Annotated in this window: 14 protein-coding genes; 13 read left to right on the plus strand and 1 reads right to left on the minus strand. The window is 35.3% G+C overall.

Annotated features, from left to right (window positions below; genetic code table 11):
- The first annotated feature begins 8 nt into the window (after positions 1 to 8).
- The 5 genes from trmB (at position 9) to murC (ending at position 5,125) form a co-directional block, all read left to right on the plus strand.
- Complete coding sequence (gene trmB / locus KBW87_RS02705) at positions 9 to 671, plus strand: tRNA (guanosine(46)-N7)-methyltransferase TrmB (protein ID WP_057809891.1); 663 nt, start codon at positions 9 to 11, stop codon at positions 669 to 671.
- 57 nt (positions 672 to 728) lie between these two features.
- Positions 729 to 1,049 (plus strand): thioredoxin family protein, encoded by a 321-nt coding sequence (locus KBW87_RS02710; RefSeq protein WP_057809893.1) that lies wholly within the window; start codon positions 729 to 731, stop codon positions 1,047 to 1,049.
- 23 nt (positions 1,050 to 1,072) lie between these two features.
- Complete coding sequence (gene ytpR, locus KBW87_RS02715) at positions 1,073 to 1,717, plus strand: YtpR family tRNA-binding protein (protein WP_057809895.1); 645 nt, start codon at positions 1,073 to 1,075, stop codon at positions 1,715 to 1,717.
- 110 nt (positions 1,718 to 1,827) lie between these two features.
- Positions 1,828 to 3,735, plus strand: coding sequence for an SLAP domain-containing protein (locus KBW87_RS02720; protein WP_057809897.1), 1,908 nt, complete (start codon positions 1,828 to 1,830; stop codon positions 3,733 to 3,735).
- A gap of 76 nt (positions 3,736 to 3,811) precedes the next feature.
- Positions 3,812 to 5,125, plus strand: a complete 1,314-nt coding sequence (gene murC, locus KBW87_RS02725) for a UDP-N-acetylmuramate--L-alanine ligase (RefSeq protein WP_057809900.1) — start codon at positions 3,812 to 3,814, stop codon at positions 5,123 to 5,125.
- A 72-nt stretch (positions 5,126 to 5,197) separates the two neighbouring features.
- Here the strand turns inward: murC and KBW87_RS02730 are convergent, their stop codons facing one another.
- On the minus strand, positions 5,198 to 5,617 hold the full coding sequence (locus KBW87_RS02730; protein WP_157055124.1) for a hypothetical protein: 420 nt from the start codon (positions 5,615 to 5,617) through the stop codon (positions 5,198 to 5,200).
- Between the two features lie 178 nt (positions 5,618 to 5,795).
- Here KBW87_RS02730 and KBW87_RS02735 point away from each other — a divergent pair, with 178 nt between their 5' ends.
- The 8 genes from KBW87_RS02735 (at position 5,796) to thrS (ending at position 15,602) form a co-directional block, all read left to right on the plus strand.
- Positions 5,796 to 6,434, plus strand: a complete 639-nt coding sequence (locus tag KBW87_RS02735) for a TetR/AcrR family transcriptional regulator (protein ID WP_004046157.1) — start codon at positions 5,796 to 5,798, stop codon at positions 6,432 to 6,434.
- 98 nt (positions 6,435 to 6,532) lie between these two features.
- Positions 6,533 to 9,196, plus strand: coding sequence for a DNA polymerase I (gene polA / locus KBW87_RS02740; protein ID WP_057809902.1), 2,664 nt, complete (start codon positions 6,533 to 6,535; stop codon positions 9,194 to 9,196).
- 8 nt (positions 9,197 to 9,204) lie between these two features.
- Positions 9,205 to 10,035 (plus strand): bifunctional DNA-formamidopyrimidine glycosylase/DNA-(apurinic or apyrimidinic site) lyase, encoded by an 831-nt coding sequence (mutM, locus tag KBW87_RS02745; protein ID WP_057809904.1) that lies wholly within the window; start codon positions 9,205 to 9,207, stop codon positions 10,033 to 10,035.
- Positions 10,032 to 10,634: a dephospho-CoA kinase gene (gene coaE / locus KBW87_RS02750; RefSeq protein WP_057809906.1), complete on the plus strand. Its 603-nt coding sequence runs from the start codon at positions 10,032 to 10,034 to the stop codon at positions 10,632 to 10,634. Before mutM ends, coaE begins: the two co-directional genes overlap by 4 nt.
- 2 nt (positions 10,635 to 10,636) lie before the next feature.
- Positions 10,637 to 11,104: a transcriptional regulator NrdR gene (gene nrdR, locus KBW87_RS02755; RefSeq protein ID WP_057809908.1), complete on the plus strand. Its 468-nt coding sequence runs from the start codon at positions 10,637 to 10,639 to the stop codon at positions 11,102 to 11,104.
- Between the two features lie 2 nt (positions 11,105 to 11,106).
- Entirely contained in the window at positions 11,107 to 12,468 is a 1,362-nt protein-coding gene (locus KBW87_RS02760) for a DnaD domain protein (RefSeq protein ID WP_057809910.1), read from the plus strand.
- Positions 12,469 to 12,477: 9 nt separating this feature from the next.
- Complete coding sequence (dnaI, locus tag KBW87_RS02765) at positions 12,478 to 13,377, plus strand: primosomal protein DnaI (RefSeq protein ID WP_057809912.1); 900 nt, start codon at positions 12,478 to 12,480, stop codon at positions 13,375 to 13,377.
- A gap of 290 nt (positions 13,378 to 13,667) precedes the next feature.
- The gene (gene thrS / locus KBW87_RS02770) at positions 13,668 to 15,602 is read left to right on the plus strand and encodes a threonine--tRNA ligase (RefSeq protein ID WP_057809914.1); all 1,935 of its coding nucleotides are present in this window, start codon (positions 13,668 to 13,670) and stop codon (positions 15,600 to 15,602) included.
- Positions 15,603 to 15,604: the final 2 nt, after the last annotated feature.

A 15,604-nucleotide genomic window follows, 5' to 3' on the forward strand; every position in this document is an offset into this window, starting at 1 on the left:
GGAAGAACATGAGATTAAGAAATAAACCATGGGCTGTGAAGCTTGTTAATGAACATCCAGAAAGCGTATTGCAAAATCCTGATCCAGAAAAGAATATTGATTGGGCTGCACGTTTTGGAAATAATAATCCAATTGAAATTGAAGTTGGATCTGGAAAGGGCCACTTTATTACGACTTTAGCAGAGAATAATCCGGATAAAAATTATGTGGCTTTGGAGTTGCAAACCACTGCTGCAGGAATTATTTTGAGAACTAAATTGGAAAAAGGCTTAGATAATTTACAAATTTTGCGCGGGGATGCGGCAGAAATTAATCATTTCTTTGATGAAAACAGCACTAGCGTGGTTTATTTAAACTTTAGTGATCCGTGGCCAAAGAGCCGTCATGAAAAAAGAAGACTCACTTATAAGAGCTTTTTGGCAAAGTATCAACAAGTATTGAAGCCGGAAGGTCATTTGGAATTTAAGACAGATAATTCAGGACTTTATGCTTATTCAGTTCAAAGTATGAATAATTTTGGGATGCACTTTGATTTTGTATCAGTTGATCTACATCATGAAAAGCCTGAAATTTTGGAAAAGAATATTGAAACCGAATATGAGCACAAGTTTGCAGCTAAAGGTAATCCGATTTATGCTCTTCATGCAAGTTTTGAAACAAAAAACTTGTAAAATTTCACTTTAACATTTAAAATACTTATAAATAGTAAGTAAAGTGAGGCGCGAAAAATGGAAGAAATTAAAGAACTTACACAAGATAAATTAGATGAAATCACTAAGAATGGACGTACCGTCTTGGAATTTTCGGCTGCGTGGTGCCCAGATTGCCGTTTCTTGGATCCATTTATGCCACAAATTGAAAAAGATTTTCCAAATGCTAAATTCTACAAGATCGACCGTGATGGCTCAATTGACATCGCAAAGAAATTAAATATTATGGGAATTCCTTCATTTGTTGTCTACCAAGATGGTCAAGAAATTGGTAGACTAGTAAATAAGGACCGTAAAACTAAACAACAAGTTGAAGATTTCTTGCGGTCACTTGACTAACATAGAGGAGATTTTTAGAAAAAATGATCACTAGTATTAATAAAGAAGCTTATCCAAATACTTTGATCGTTATCTTGGGCCAAGACAACGGCAGAAGTGAATTTGAAGAAAAGGATAATGTAACTCGCGTTACTGATAAAGATGGTAATTTAATCGGCTTTAATTTCTTCAATGTTGATGAAATTATCGATTACGATAAGTTGCCAAACGGCCAAGTTAAGTTAAGCAATGATGAACTTAAGAAGTTGAACGATCGTTTAAAGGAAAATGGCTTTAACGATGAACTTGCATATGGCAAGCCAACTTTGGTATATGGTTACGTTAAGACTTGTGAAAAGCACCCAGATTCAGATCACCTTCATGTAACTACTGTTGATGTAGGTGGAGAAGAACACCAAATTGTTTGTGGTGCACCAAATATTGCTCAAGGACAAAAGGTTGTTGTTGCACTTCCTGGTACTTTAATGCCAAATGGTGCGCAAATTTGGCCAGGTGAACTCCGTGGAGTTGATTCATATGGCATGATTTGTTCAGCTAGAGAACTTGGTTTGCCACACGCACCTCAAAAGCGCGGCATCATGGTTGTACCTGACGATTTTGAAGTTGGTGCTGAATTTGAACCAACTAAGTGTGATGAATTAATCGCTAGTGGCGAAATTACTTTATAATTTTTTAAAAAGCGTTGAGTTAATCTCAGCGCTTTTTTGTGTACAAATATTAAGTTTTCCAAAAAAGTTAGAGAGAGTAAAATTTAGATAAAGATGAAGGAGAATTAAAAATGAAGCTCAATCGTAAAATTATATCTAGTGCAGTTGCTTTACTTGCTACAGCTTCTGCAGGTTTATTAACTGCGCAAACAACTCATGCGCAAAGCGTGACTCTTCATCAGACCTATGATAAGACCGTGCTGCCTTATATTAGACAAAAGGGTAAATTTACGTCCGCTAATAAAACAATTAAAGTTAAAAACTATAAATACTACGGCAAACCTACTTTAACAGCTGGTAGCAAATTTGTTTATGCGAATTCCACCACAATGTATACCATCAATGGTGATGATTACTTCTATTTAGGCGATGGCGGCTATATAAAAGCGCAAAATGCTTCCGTCCAACCTCAAAAGAAACTCTTTATCTTAAACCAAAATTCTTATGTTTACGATAAAAATGGAAAAAGGCTAAAGACTTTCCGCGGAGGGAGGGCCTACTTCACAACCAATTCCAAAGTTAAGTATACAGGTAGCGAGGAATTCTACCGCAAACCTTATGTTTACTACCGAATTGGCAACAACACTTATGTAAACAGTGGCCAAATCAGCAAAGTAAACGGCAAGGGGGTTTTATTCGTTTCCCAAAATTCCTATGTCTATAATTCTAAGGGTCAACATCAAAAACGCTTAATTGAGGCTGGAGAATTAGTACCTTACACTGGAAAAGTAGTGAATAAGTCTAATCAATACTTCTATACTGAGTACAAAGACCGTCAACCTAATTTCTATTCTATTAAAAACTACAAGATCAAAGGCAACTACTATTTTAGAATTGGTAAGAACCAATATATTAAGGCCAACAATATCAATGCTATTAATGGTGAAACCCTCTATACTAAGCAACCAATTAAAGTTAAGATAATTACCGATACCTATGCTTACAATAAGGATCTTACCCAAATCGATAAAATGTATCGTAAAGGCCAAACAGTAACTGCCGATCAAATGATTACTACTGGCATGGGCGATTTTCAAGCAAGTTATTTCCGTGTAAAAGGAACAAGTAAAGATCCTGTTTACATTAACACTGGCTTATATGAAGAAGATGCCGATAGCCCATATGTTTGGAGTGGGGATCAAGGTCCAACTTTAGCTAAGCAATATCTATTTCCTGAAAGCTACAATGATTTGATCTACACCGTAGCTAGCTTTAAAGGAAATAATGTAGCCTTTTACAATGTCAATGGCGAAAAGACGAACTATAAGACTGACGGCGATCAATTAGCAGTTAACCAAAAGATTTACCTTTGGAATACCAAAGAAAATAAGGCAGAGCTATATTATCATGTTCAAAATTCATTAGTTTATAAAACTGGAGCTGAAGATGATCGTCATGATACAGCAATTAGCAATCTTTATGTAAAGGCTGATGATGTCGCAATTAGTGGTCAAAAGCTTACAACTCTCAATACTGCCTCTGAAGCTGAAGCAGATAGTAAATTAGCAACTAATTCAGAAAAAGCTGAACTTACGCAAGCAATTTCTGATGCAGCTAGCGTTAAGGATTCAATCAAGTATCGCTTAGATAACTGGGTCGATCGCAGTCTATATGATCAAGCTGTAGAAAATGCTCAAACTATTGCTCAGGATAAAAATGCTACCAAGATGGCAGTTAAGGAAGCTTTGTGGCAGGTTGACTTTGCTAAGAAAAACTTAAAGGGTGCTAAAGTTAAGGTTAAGGATATCAATAATTTAACTGCTATTGAAGCAGCTCAAGTCTTGAATGTGATTCGCCAAGCTTACTATAGTGGTAAGAACTATCCAATGGTGAGTGTTTATCAAAAATGGGCTCACAAGCCAGGATATTATCCCGCAGAAGGCTGGAAAGGCAACGATAAGACTAGGTACTACTTAATTCCAAGTGGCGGAGCTAAGAAGAAACTGTTGAATTTTTCTGATTTTGCTACTGAAAAATAGGTCCTAAGTGATTTATGAAACCGAAAAAATGTTAAAATGAAAGACGAATATTTTTTGACATTGCGGGGAAATAATTATGTTAGATAAAAATAAAGAAATTTGGTTTACTGGAATTAAGGGAACAGGAATGGCCTCACTTGCACTTTTATTGCATGACTTAGGCTATAATGTTGCAGGTAGTGACATTGAAAAGTACACTTTTACTCAAGTTCCTCTTGAAAAAGCTGGCATTGAAGTTAAGAGTTTTGACCCAGCAAATATCAAGTCAAATGATGAACAAGTTATTGTTAAAGGAAATGCCTTTAAGGAAGATAACCCAGAAGTAAAAGCTTGCCTTGATAAGGATGTTAAGTGGCAAAGTTACCCAGATACTGTTGAAGAAATTGTTCAAATGCATACTTCAATTGGTATTTCAGGAACTCACGGCAAGACCTCAACCACTAGTCTTTTGGCTCACGTGTTAGGTGAAGTAGCACCAACTTCATACTTGATTGGTGATGGTCGCGGTAAGGGTGTAGAAGATTCACGTTTCTTTGTTTATGAAGCAGATGAATATCGTCGTCATTTCTTGGCATATCATCCAGATTACCAAATTATGACTAACATTGACTTTGATCACCCTGATTACTTCAAGGATCAAGATGATTATACTTCCGCTTTCCAATCTGCAGCTGATCAAACTAAGAAGGCTCTCTTTGTCTGGGGTGACGACAAGCGTTTGCAAAGTTTGAAGACTGATATTCCTAAGTATACTTATGGTTTTAAAGATACTGATGACTTCCAAGCTGTAAATATTGAGAAAACTACTGATGGTTCAAGTTTCAATGTTTTAGCTCACGGTGAAGATTTGGGTCGTTTTGGAATTCATTTGTTTGGTGATCACAGTATTTTAAATGCGACAGCTGTAATTGCTGTGGCTTACACTGAAAAAGTTCCAATGGATGATATCAAGAAGGGACTATTAACTTTTAAGGGGGCTAAGCGTAGATTTAGCGAAAAAGACTTCGATGATATTGCTGTAATCGATGACTATGCTCACCACCCAACAGAAATGAGAGCTACTATTCAAGCTGCCCGTCAAAAATTCCCAGATAAAAAGTTGGTTGTTGTCTTTCAACCACATACTTTCTCAAGAACTAAGAAATATCAAAAAGACTTTGAAGAAATCTTACGTGATGTTGATAAGGCTTACGTAACGCCAATTTATGCTTCAGCACGTGAAGCAAGTGGTGACATTTCTAGCCAAGACTTGGTTGACAATATTCCAAATTCTGAAGTAATTGATTTGGATAATATTGCTGATTTAACTAAGAATAGAAACTCTGTAGTTGTCTTCATGGGTGCTGGTGATATTCCAAAGTATGAAGATGCTTTTGAAAAGTTGCTTTAGTAATTTGATAATTATTTAAATATAAAAAATGAGTCGTAAAAGCTGTGATGCTTTGACGGCTCATTTTGTTTCTTAGTTGTTTTTGATCTTATTTAAAAATTCTTCTTTGGTAAATGGAATGCTTTTTGAAATATAAGAAAATGATAAACTTAAGATCCAAATCCAATTGTTCTTGATTTTATCATAATCGATCAGCTGCTTATTAGCTGCTAAATATTTTTTACTTATCCAAATTAATTCATTTAAAATCTTATTGCTAGTTTCTGGAGCAAAAACAAAATCAATAATTAAGTTTTTACCTGATTCAGTAATGAAATCGACAAATTTTTCATTAATATGTCGAAGTGGTGAAAATGGATAATAAATTGAATCGCTAAACAAAATTTCTTCAAATTTACTTAATTGATGTTGATCTTGTGATTTTAAATTGAATTTTTGAGGAAGCCCAGTTAAAGTTGAATCTTCGCCCTTGATTTGAGTTAAGTTATTCATTATAAAGTCCCCTTTAGCGCTTTCATAATCTACTTTATATTATTAAATTTGTCTTGATTGTTTTCAATGGTATTGCAATTTTGAAGAAAAAGTAACAAGATTATAATAATAACTAAAAGATTCTTTTAGTTATTAAAAGAAATTTTGATTAAGTGGAAGGTGGATAAATAGATTTCGCATGGTAGATATCAGAATTATTAATACTAAAAGCCAATTAAAAGCAGCATTATTTGAATGTTTAAAGGAAAAAAGCCTGAGAGAGGTTAAAATTAAAGATATAATTTCAGTATCAGGAGTGAGTACTCGGACTTTTTATCAGTATTATTCAGATGTAGATAACTTAATTGAAGAAATTGAAAAAGAATTCATTGAGGGCTATAGGAAGAGTATTGAAAAAGATCGTGATGTAATTTTGGATGTTGATTATAGTTTGCCTATAGAGAAACAATTTGAAACAGTATTAAATTCGGCTAAAAATACAATTGCTTTTTGTTTTGAACGAAAAGAAGAGATCCAAACTTTGCTTTCTGATAATGGGGATATTAGATTCTATAATTTAATATATAAGACTAGTTGTGATGAATTTTTAAAAAGAGCTACTACTATGAAGAGTACCTCTGGCATTAAGTTATCCTCTAAACAAAGATTGCTTTTTGATATAAATGTTCAAGTATTTGTTCATTGTATGATCGATTTGGTAAGTGTTTTGTTAAAGTATGATGATCGTCTATCTCCTTATGATGTTAGACAGAGCATTTTTGACTTTTTACATAAAACACCTTTAGATAGAATTAATGAAATTATTCAAGATAACTAAGATCTACTAAAAATACTGCTAATCCATGATATAAGACTAAGAAAACTGTTAAAATAGTTACGTACTATTGAACAGTTTTTTATTTTAAGGAGATTTTTATGGCACAAAAGAAATTGCTTTTAATTGACGGAAATTCAGTGGCCTTTCGTGCCTTTTATGCTTTATACCGTCAGCTTGATCGTTTTGTAAGTCCTGATGGTTTACATACTAATGCAATCTATACTTTTAAAAATATGCTCGATGCAATCTTAAAACAAGTTGATCCTACTAACGTCTTAGTTGCATTTGATGCGGGAAAAGTAACTTTTAGAACCAAAATGTATGAGGACTACAAAGGTGGTCGTCAAAAAACACCAAGTGAATTACTTGAACAATTGCCGGTAATTCGAGAAATGTTGAAAGATTTGGGCATTAAAAGCTATGAATTAGCTAATTATGAAGCAGATGATATTATTGGAACCCTTTCTAAGATGGGTGAAAAAGCTGGTTATGAAGTGACCATTGTCACAGGAGATAAAGATTTAACTCAGCTGGCTTCAGACAAGACAACAGTTTTAATTACTAAAAATGGGGTTGGTGATACAGAAGCTTACACCCCTGAACACATGAAAGAAGTTAATGGGGTTACACCAATTGAATTCATTGATATGAAGGCTTTGATGGGCGATAATTCTGATAATTATCCCGGTGTTACTAAAGTTGGCCCGAAGACAGCGTCACGCTTGATTCAAAAATATGGTTCAATTGAAAATCTTTACGCCCATCTAGAAGAAATGAAAAAGTCAAAGCTAAAAGAAAACTTGATCAATGACAAGGACAAGGCCTTTTTAGCAAAAAAATTAGCAACAATTGATCGTGATTCTCCAGTTGAAGTTACTCTTGAAGATACTGAGAAAAAAGATATCGATTATGAAAAGTTGCGTGAACTTTATGAACGTTTGGGATTCAAGAAGTTTTTGGCTGAACTTAATTCTTCAGCTGATGCTCAAGGAGAAAATACCGGGGTAGAGCAATATGAATATGTGGAGTTAACTAAAGATAATCTAGACGAATTGGCTGACATAAAAGAAAAAGAAGTCGATTTTTATTTAGAAATGCTTGGCGATAATTATCATGTTGCTCCGTTTGTTGGTTTTGGTTTAAGAGTTGGTAAAAAGAACTATGTTTCAAAAGATATAGCTCTTTTACAAGAAATGCCTTTAAGAGGAATTTTAGAAAATAAGACTATCAAGAAAAATGTTTTTGATCTTAAGAGAACCTATGTAGGGCTACATCGATTAAATATTGAAGCGGGTGGTTTTGATTATGATATGCTTTTAGCTTCCTATTTAGTTAATAATGAAAATAATTCTAATGATTTAGGCGAGATTGCCCATTTATATGATGAATATTCCGTAAAAACTGATCTTGAAGTTTATGGTAAAGGCAAAAAGCAGGCTGTGCCAGAGGATGCGGACCTTTTCAAGCATTTAGCGGCTAAAGTTAGCGTGATTCAAAAGTTAAAACCTGAACTACTTAAAAAGTTGAAAGATCATGAGCAAGATGATCTTTATGATGCAATTGAAATTCCGGTTGCATTTGTTCTTGCAAAAATGGAAATTAGTGGAATGAAAGTTTTGCCAAGTACACTTTTGCAACTAGAAAATGATTTTGCAATAAAATTAAAGGATCTTGAAAATAAGATTTATCAGCAAGCAGGAGAAGAATTTAATATTAATTCACCTAAGCAGTTGGGACATATTTTATTTGAAAAGCTTGGTCTGCCCCCTGTTAAGAAAACTAAAACCGGCTATTCAACCTCTGTAGAAGTTTTGGATAAGTTGAAGACGGAAAGTCCGATCATTAATCAAATTTTGGATTATCGTCAAATTGCAAAAATTCAATCAACTTATGTAAAGGGGTTGCTTGATGTAATTCAATCAGATGGTCGCGTTCATACTCGTTATCTCCAAACTTTAACAGCCACTGGTCGTTTATCCTCAGTTGATCCTAACTTGCAAAATATTCCAACTCGGACTGAAGAAGGAAAGCAAATTAGAAAGGCTTTTGTACCAACTGATCCAGATGGCTATATTTTCTCATGTGACTATTCTCAAGTTGAATTGCGTGTTTTGGCCCATGTTTCAGGGGATGAAAATATGCAAGAAGCCTTCAAGACTGGCTATGATATTCACTCTCATACAGCCATGAAAATCTTCCATCTTGATTCTCCAGATCAAGTTACACCCCTTATGCGTCGACATGCAAAGGCTGTTAATTTTGGGATTGTGTACGGTATTTCTGATTATGGTTTAGCTAAAAACTTGGGAATTTCTCGTAAACAAGCTAAGGAATTTATTGATAATTACTTTGAACAATATCCTAAGATTAAGGAATACATGGATAAGGCTGTAAAGTTTGCTCGTGAACATGGCTATGCAGAAACTATCATGCATAGAAGAAGATATCTGCCTGATATTCATGCTAAGAACTTTAATGTACGTAGTTTTGCTGAGAGAACTGCAATTAATTCTCCGATTCAAGGATCAGCGGCGGATATCATTAAGATAGCAATGATTAATATGCAAAAGAAACTTGAGGAGCTTCATTTGAAGACTAAAATGGTTTTGCAGATTCATGACGAATTGGTCTTTGATGTGCCAAAAGAAGAATTAGAAACTATTAAAAAGATTGTCCCAGAAGTAATGCAATCTGCAGTCAAACTTGATGTGCCATTAGTGGCAGATTCAGGTTATGGTCATAATTGGTATGATGCAAAGTAGGTGACACTATGCCAGAAATGCCAGAAGTGGAAACAGTGAGAAGATCGCTGATTCCTTTAATTAAAGGGAAAACTATAAAAAATGTAACATTGTGGTATCCCAATATTGTAGCCAGTGATCAAAGTGAATTTGTTCATGATTTAGTAAATAAAAAGGTGATTGGCATCGATCGTTATGCCAAGTATCTCTTGATTAGATTAAGTGATAATCTAACTATTGTGTCTCATTTGCGGATGGAAGGTAAGTATCACTTAGTTGATGTGGATACGCCTAAAGATAAGCATGATCATGTTCAATTTGAATTCACTGATCATACTGCACTTAGATATAATGATGTTCGTAAATTCGGCCGAATGCAGCTTATTTTAACCGGAAGTGAAAAGACAGCAACTGCAATTGGAAGATTGGGCGTAGAGCCAAATTCAGCTGATTTTACTGATCAATATTTTATTTCTAAACTCAAAACAAAGAAAAAGAATATTAAAAATACTCTGCTAGATCAAACGATTGTAGCAGGACTTGGAAATATATATGTGGATGAGGTTTTATGGCAAGCAAAGATTCATCCGCTTAGTGTTTCAAGGGCTATTCCTGCAGACAAAGTAAAAGAACTACGTAAAAATATTAATCATACGATTAAATGGGCAACTGAATTGCATGGAACCACAGTCCATACTTATCTTGATGCTAATGGAAACTATGGCGGTTTTCAAGATAAGCTTAAAGTATATGGTCATAGTGGCGAAGAATGTCCTAGATGTAATACAATATTAGAAAAAATCAAAGTAAATGGGCGAGGAACAACATTTTGCCCGCATTGTCAGGTGATATATAAATGACACTTGTGTTAGGTTTAACCGGCGGAATTGCGACTGGTAAAAGTACTGCTGATAAATTTTTTGAGGAAAAAAATATTCCAATTGTGGACTGTGATGAGATAGCCCACAACATCATGAATGTTAATAAGCCGGCTTGGAAAGATATTAAAGAGGTTTTTGGTGATGAATATTTAAATGAAGATCAAACCATTAATCGAAAAAAGTTGGGCAAATTAGTGTTTAATGATCCCACAAAAATGAAAATTTTGAATGAAATTACTCATCCGCGGATTTTTCAAGAAATGGAATCACAAATCGCACAATATAAATCTGAAGGCTATTCTTTGATTATCGTCGATGCCCCAGTTTTGTTTGAATCTCATAGTGAAAAATATTATAACGAAACTTTAGTAATTAGTTTGCCTCAAGACCTACAGCTTAAACGATTAATGGCACGAAATAATTTGACTAAAGAAGAAGCTCTTAGTAGAATTAACAGTCAAATGTCATTAAAAGAAAAAGAAGCTAGAGCCACGTATGTGATTGAAAATACTGGTTCTGTAGAAGATTTATATAAAAAATTGAATGAGTTATTAACGAAAATTAAGTATGAGGTTTAATTATGGAATGTCCAAATTGTCATCAAAATGCTTCACGCGTTATTGATTCTCGTCCAAGCGATGAAAATCGAGCTATTAGACGTCGCCGAGAATGTGAAAATTGTGGCTTTCGTTTTACTACATTTGAAAGAATTGAAACTGCACCATTACTTGTTATTAAGAATGATGGAACGCTTGAGCCATTTAGTCGTAAGAAGATTTTGCATGGGGTCATGGCTGCTTGTCAAAAGAGACCAATTACTAGTCAACAATTTGAGCAGTTGGTGGACCATGTTGAAAATAAAGTTCGTAAGCAAGGTGTTAGTGAAATTTCATCTAAGAAAATTGGTCAATTTGTCATGGATGAATTAGCTGACATCGATGATGTAGCCTATATTCGTTTTGCTTCTATCTATCGTGAATTTAAAGATATGTCTAGCTTTATGAAGACGATGGAAGATATGATGGCAAAGCGTGAGAAAGGAAATTAGAGATGTTTGAAACATCTAATCCTAAGCAGCCATTTTACGTTGCTAACAAAATCAATTTGTTCCCAGGAGATATCAAGGTTTTGATTAAACTCTATCAGCCCATTGTTGGCGCCACGGCAGTTTCTTTATATCAAACTTTGATTCAGGATTATGATGCGTATGCAATAGTTTCAGATTCGCAGGGGATTTATTCTCTGCAGGAGGAACTAGATTGCAGTTTAAAAGACATGTTTTCTGCTTTGCATAAACTGGAAGCTGTCGGTTTAGTGAAGACGTATCTCGCTGATAGTATTATTAATAAAATTCTTATTTTTCAGTTGATGAATGTGCCTAGTGCACAAGAATTCTTTTCAACTGCGCTTTTAGCGAGTCTTTTAAAAGAAAAAATAGGGGCAATTAAGTTTCATGCTTTAAGTCATGCTTTTGCTAAGGAACTTAAACGAGCTCAAAAACCCATTAAAGATGCACAAGATGTTTCTGCATCTTTTTTTGACGTCTTCCATCTATCACAAGCAGAAGCAATTACTCCATCTGATGATGTGAAAAAAGCTGCTAGTGAAAATACGGGTCAAAAAATTGTTCCAGCTCAAGTCAATGATCACAGTAATATTGATTGGGAATTTTTGAAACAACAATTTGAAATGTATCAAATTCCGCCCGAGCAAGTAACTCTTCATCAACGTGAGATTGCATCTCTCATGACCACTTACAATTTGAACGAAAAAGAGTTTTCTGATAAAGCAATGTATGCCATGCGGGAAGCGCCAACCCAGTATGAGTTGAATATGCAGCTGATTGAAGAGAAGATTGCAGAAGAATCTCAAAATGTGCGTTTTTTGGCTAATAAGGAAAACCCTAAAGAAGAAAAGCTGGATTTGAGCGGTTTATCTCACAATGAGCAAGAAATTGTTAAAAATGCGATGAATCTATCGCCCTATGACTTTTTGCATAAGGTTAAAAAGCAGTATGGAGGGCAAGTTTATTCCAGTGAAAGCTATACTGTTAATGTGATTAATAGAAAATATCACTTACCTGTATCTGTTTTAAATATGGTTGTCTATACTTGCTTAACTTATAATTCGGTTGTGTCGTACAATTTAGCTAAGAGAATTGCAGAGGATTGGACTGAAAATCAAGTTGGGGATGCCGTAACTGCCTTAAAGCGGATTAATGCGCGCAAGCAAGATAACCATAAGGAACCGCTGATTAAGACGCAAGAGACTAAGAAAACATCTTATGGTAAGAAGCGAGTTGAAGAAGGAACTGATTGGAGTAAGAAGAAAGCTAAGGTTAATAAATCAGTTAGTGCTGAAGAACTAAGAAATTTCTTTAAGAATTTTGAAGAACAAAATGGCATGAAGTAGGTGATAAAAATGGAGCCAATTGGTGATACTCTCAAAAAAATAGTAAAAAAACGAAATTTTGGAGCTTCTTTGCAAGAGATTCAAAATGAGGTTTTACATGATAAAGATGTTCGTGAATTTTTAGCAGCTCATAAAGATAAACTGAATAAAAAAATTGTAGAAACAAGTTTTGCTAATTTATATGAATATTATTCCCAAAAACAAAAATCTGATCATGTAATGAATGGTTACCAACCAGAGTTGTTTATTAGTGGGGATGTAATTGATATTCGATATGCGCCAACTAAAGCTAAAATTGAGGCGGATAAAGAGATAAATACTCAAAAGCACTTGGAATTAATTGATCTACCGAAGAACCTGCGCTCAGTAAAATTAAGCAATCTTGATATCTCTGATGAACGTTCAGATGTTATGATTCTTATTCGACAGTTTTTAAATAGCTATAAAGAAAATAATCATCAAAAAGGTCTTTATTTAAGTGGTAATTTTGGAGTAGGAAAGACGTACATGTTAGCTGGGCTTGCAAATTCGATTGCTGCTACGAACAAAAACGTCATCTTTTTACATGTGCCGACTTTTATTGCAAGCCTTTCGAGTCACTTTGAAGACAACAGCCTAAATAAAGAAATCAAGCGCGTTTCAGCGTGTGATGTCTTGATTTTAGATGATATTGGGGCAGAAACTCTCAGCCAATGGTCGCGTGATGACGTTTTAGGCGTAATTTTGCAAGCAAGAATGGATAATGTGCTTCCGACATTTTTCTCATCTAATTTGGACATGGATAAACTTGAAAAGCACTTTGCTGAAACAAAAAATGCTGTTGATCCTGTAAAAGCAGCTCGTTTGATGCAACGAGTAAGATTTTTAGCAAAAGAAGTTGTCGTTTCAGGGGAAAACAGAAGAATCTAATTTTTTTCAAAAAAGACTTGATTCCCAAAAATCTACGCGTATAATTGATTTCAAATGAACGAACATGATAGTTCTTGACTCAGAGAGAGGGGCCTAGTTCTGAAAGCTCCCATTAAAGAGCTACCCCACTCGTTATTTCCCAAATTGATAATTAATGGTTGGACTCCAATATCAGTCCGTATATGAGAGATTATTTATATAATCTGAATTTGGGTGGAACCACGCTAATTAACGTCCCAGTGCTATTACCGGCACTGGGACTTTTTATTTTCTATTTTTTGGAGGTAAATATGAGTTTTTCAATTACTTTGCCAGATGGCTCAAAAAAAGATTTTGATTCAAGCATCACTGTTGGAAAGTTGGCTTCAAGTATCGCTACTTCACTTGGAAAAGCAGCTGTAGCAGGTAAGGTTAACGGCCAATTAAGACCATTGGATTATGTTTTAGATAATGATGCTGAAGTTGCAATTTTAACTGATAAAGATGAAGAAGCTTTAGACGTTTTACGTGCAAGTGCTGCATTTGTATTTGAAGCAGTTGCTAAAAAACTTTACCCTGACCTTCACTTTGGTGAACATGTTGCTGATGAAGGTGGCTTTTTCGTAGATACTGATAAGGACGACCAAATTAAGGTTGGTGAATTACCAAGACTTGAAAAGGCAATGCAAAAAGCTGTTAAGAGCGGCGAAAAGATTGAATTTGTTCAAGTAGCTAAATCAGAACTTGAAGAACAATTCAAGGATGACCCATACAAGAGTGAACTTTTGAAGAAAATTGATAGCGAAATGGTTGATGCATACCGCCTTGGCGATTTCATCGACTTTGGTTTTGAAGCACTTTTGCCAAACACTGGTAAGATTAAGCACTTCAAGCTTTTATCAGTTGCTGGTGCTTACTGGCTTGGTAAATCTTCAAACCCAATGCTTCAAAGAATCTTTGGTACTGCATTCTTTAAGCAAGCAGCTTTGGATGAAGATTTGAAGCGTCGTGCTGAAATTAAGGAAAGAGACCACCGTACTATTGGTCGTGACCTTGACTTATTCTTCGTTGATCCTAAGGTTGGTGCAGGTCTTCCTTACTGGATGCTAAAGGGTGCTACTATTCGTCGCGTTGTTGAACGTTACATTATTGACCGTGAAGTTGGCGATGGTTACAAGCACGTTTACACTCCAGTACTTATGAACCTTGATGCTTACAAGACTTCAGGTCACTGGGCACACTACCGTGATGACATGTTCCCACCAATGGACATGGGTGATGGTGAAATGCTTGAACTTCGTCCTATGAACTGTCCTTCGCATATTCAAATCTACAAGCACCACATTCGTTCCTACCGTGATCTTCCACTTCGTGTTGCTGAACTTGGTATGATGCACAGATATGAAAAGTCAGGTGCTTTATCAGGTCTTCAACGTGTACGTGAAATGACTTTAAACGACGGTCATACTTTCGTAGAACTTGACCAAGTTCAAAGCGAATTTGCTAAGATCTTGAAGTTAATCATGGACGTTTACAGAGACTTCGATATTACTGATTACTACTTCAGACTTTCATACCGTGATCCAAAGAACACTGACAAGTACTTTGCAAACGATGAAATGTGGGAAAGAAGTCAAAAGATGCTTAAGGGTGCTATGGATGACCTTGGCCTTGATTACGTTGAAGCTGAAGGTGAAGCTGCATTCTACGGTCCTAAGCTTGATATTCAAACTAAGACTGCTTTGGGTAATGACGAAACTATGTCAACTATCCAACTTGACTTCATGCTTCCAGAAAGATTTGGTTTAACTTATGTTGGTAAAGATGGTGAAGAACACCGTCCAGTTATGGTTCACCGTGGTATTGTTGGTACTATGGAAAGATTTATTGCCTACTTAACTGAAATCTACAAGGGTGCCTTCCCAACTTGGCTTGCACCTGTTCAAGCAGAAATCATTCCAGTTAACAATGAAGCTCACGGCGAATACGCAGAAAAAGTTCGTCAAGAACTTGCTAAGCGCGGCTTCAGAGTAGAAGTTGATGATAGAAATGAAAAGATGGGTTACAAGATTCGTGAATCACAAACCCAAAAGGTACCTTACACTTTAGTATTAGGTGACAACGAAATGAACAACGGTTCAGTAAACGTTCGTCGCTACGGTACTGACGAAGAAATTTCTAAGAGTCTTGACGACTTTATCAACGAAATTGATGCAGACGTTAAGTCATATTCAAGAGAAAACTAGTC

It is taken from the genome of Lactobacillus intestinalis (assembly GCF_024397795.1).
GTDB classification, from domain to species: Bacteria; Bacillota; Bacilli; order Lactobacillales; family Lactobacillaceae; genus Lactobacillus; species Lactobacillus intestinalis.

Bases quoted from the DNA above. Each gene is read 5' to 3' on its own strand.
- murC (WP_057809900.1), top strand. From the start codon at position 3,812: ATGTTAGATAAAAATAAAGAAATTTGGTTTACTGGAATTAAGGGAACA.
- KBW87_RS02735 (WP_004046157.1), top strand. From the start codon at position 5,796: ATGGTAGATATCAGAATTATTAATACTAAAAGCCAATTAAAAGCAGCA.
- polA (WP_057809902.1), top strand. From the start codon at position 6,533: ATGGCACAAAAGAAATTGCTTTTAATTGACGGAAATTCAGTGGCCTTT.
- KBW87_RS02730 (WP_157055124.1), bottom strand. From the start codon at position 5,617: ATGAATAACTTAACTCAAATCAAGGGCGAAGATTCAACTTTAACTGGG.
- coaE (WP_057809906.1), top strand. From the start codon at position 10,032: ATGACACTTGTGTTAGGTTTAACCGGCGGAATTGCGACTGGTAAAAGT.
- thrS (WP_057809914.1), top strand. From the start codon at position 13,668: ATGAGTTTTTCAATTACTTTGCCAGATGGCTCAAAAAAAGATTTTGAT.
- KBW87_RS02710 (WP_057809893.1), top strand. From the start codon at position 729: ATGGAAGAAATTAAAGAACTTACACAAGATAAATTAGATGAAATCACT.
- KBW87_RS02720 (WP_057809897.1), top strand. From the start codon at position 1,828: ATGAAGCTCAATCGTAAAATTATATCTAGTGCAGTTGCTTTACTTGCT.
- ytpR (WP_057809895.1), top strand. From the start codon at position 1,073: ATGATCACTAGTATTAATAAAGAAGCTTATCCAAATACTTTGATCGTT.
- trmB (WP_057809891.1), top strand. From the start codon at position 9: ATGAGATTAAGAAATAAACCATGGGCTGTGAAGCTTGTTAATGAACAT.
- nrdR (WP_057809908.1), top strand. From the start codon at position 10,637: ATGGAATGTCCAAATTGTCATCAAAATGCTTCACGCGTTATTGATTCT.
- dnaI (WP_057809912.1), top strand. From the start codon at position 12,478: ATGGAGCCAATTGGTGATACTCTCAAAAAAATAGTAAAAAAACGAAAT.
- mutM (WP_057809904.1), top strand. From the start codon at position 9,205: ATGCCAGAAATGCCAGAAGTGGAAACAGTGAGAAGATCGCTGATTCCT.
- KBW87_RS02760 (WP_057809910.1), top strand. From the start codon at position 11,107: ATGTTTGAAACATCTAATCCTAAGCAGCCATTTTACGTTGCTAACAAA.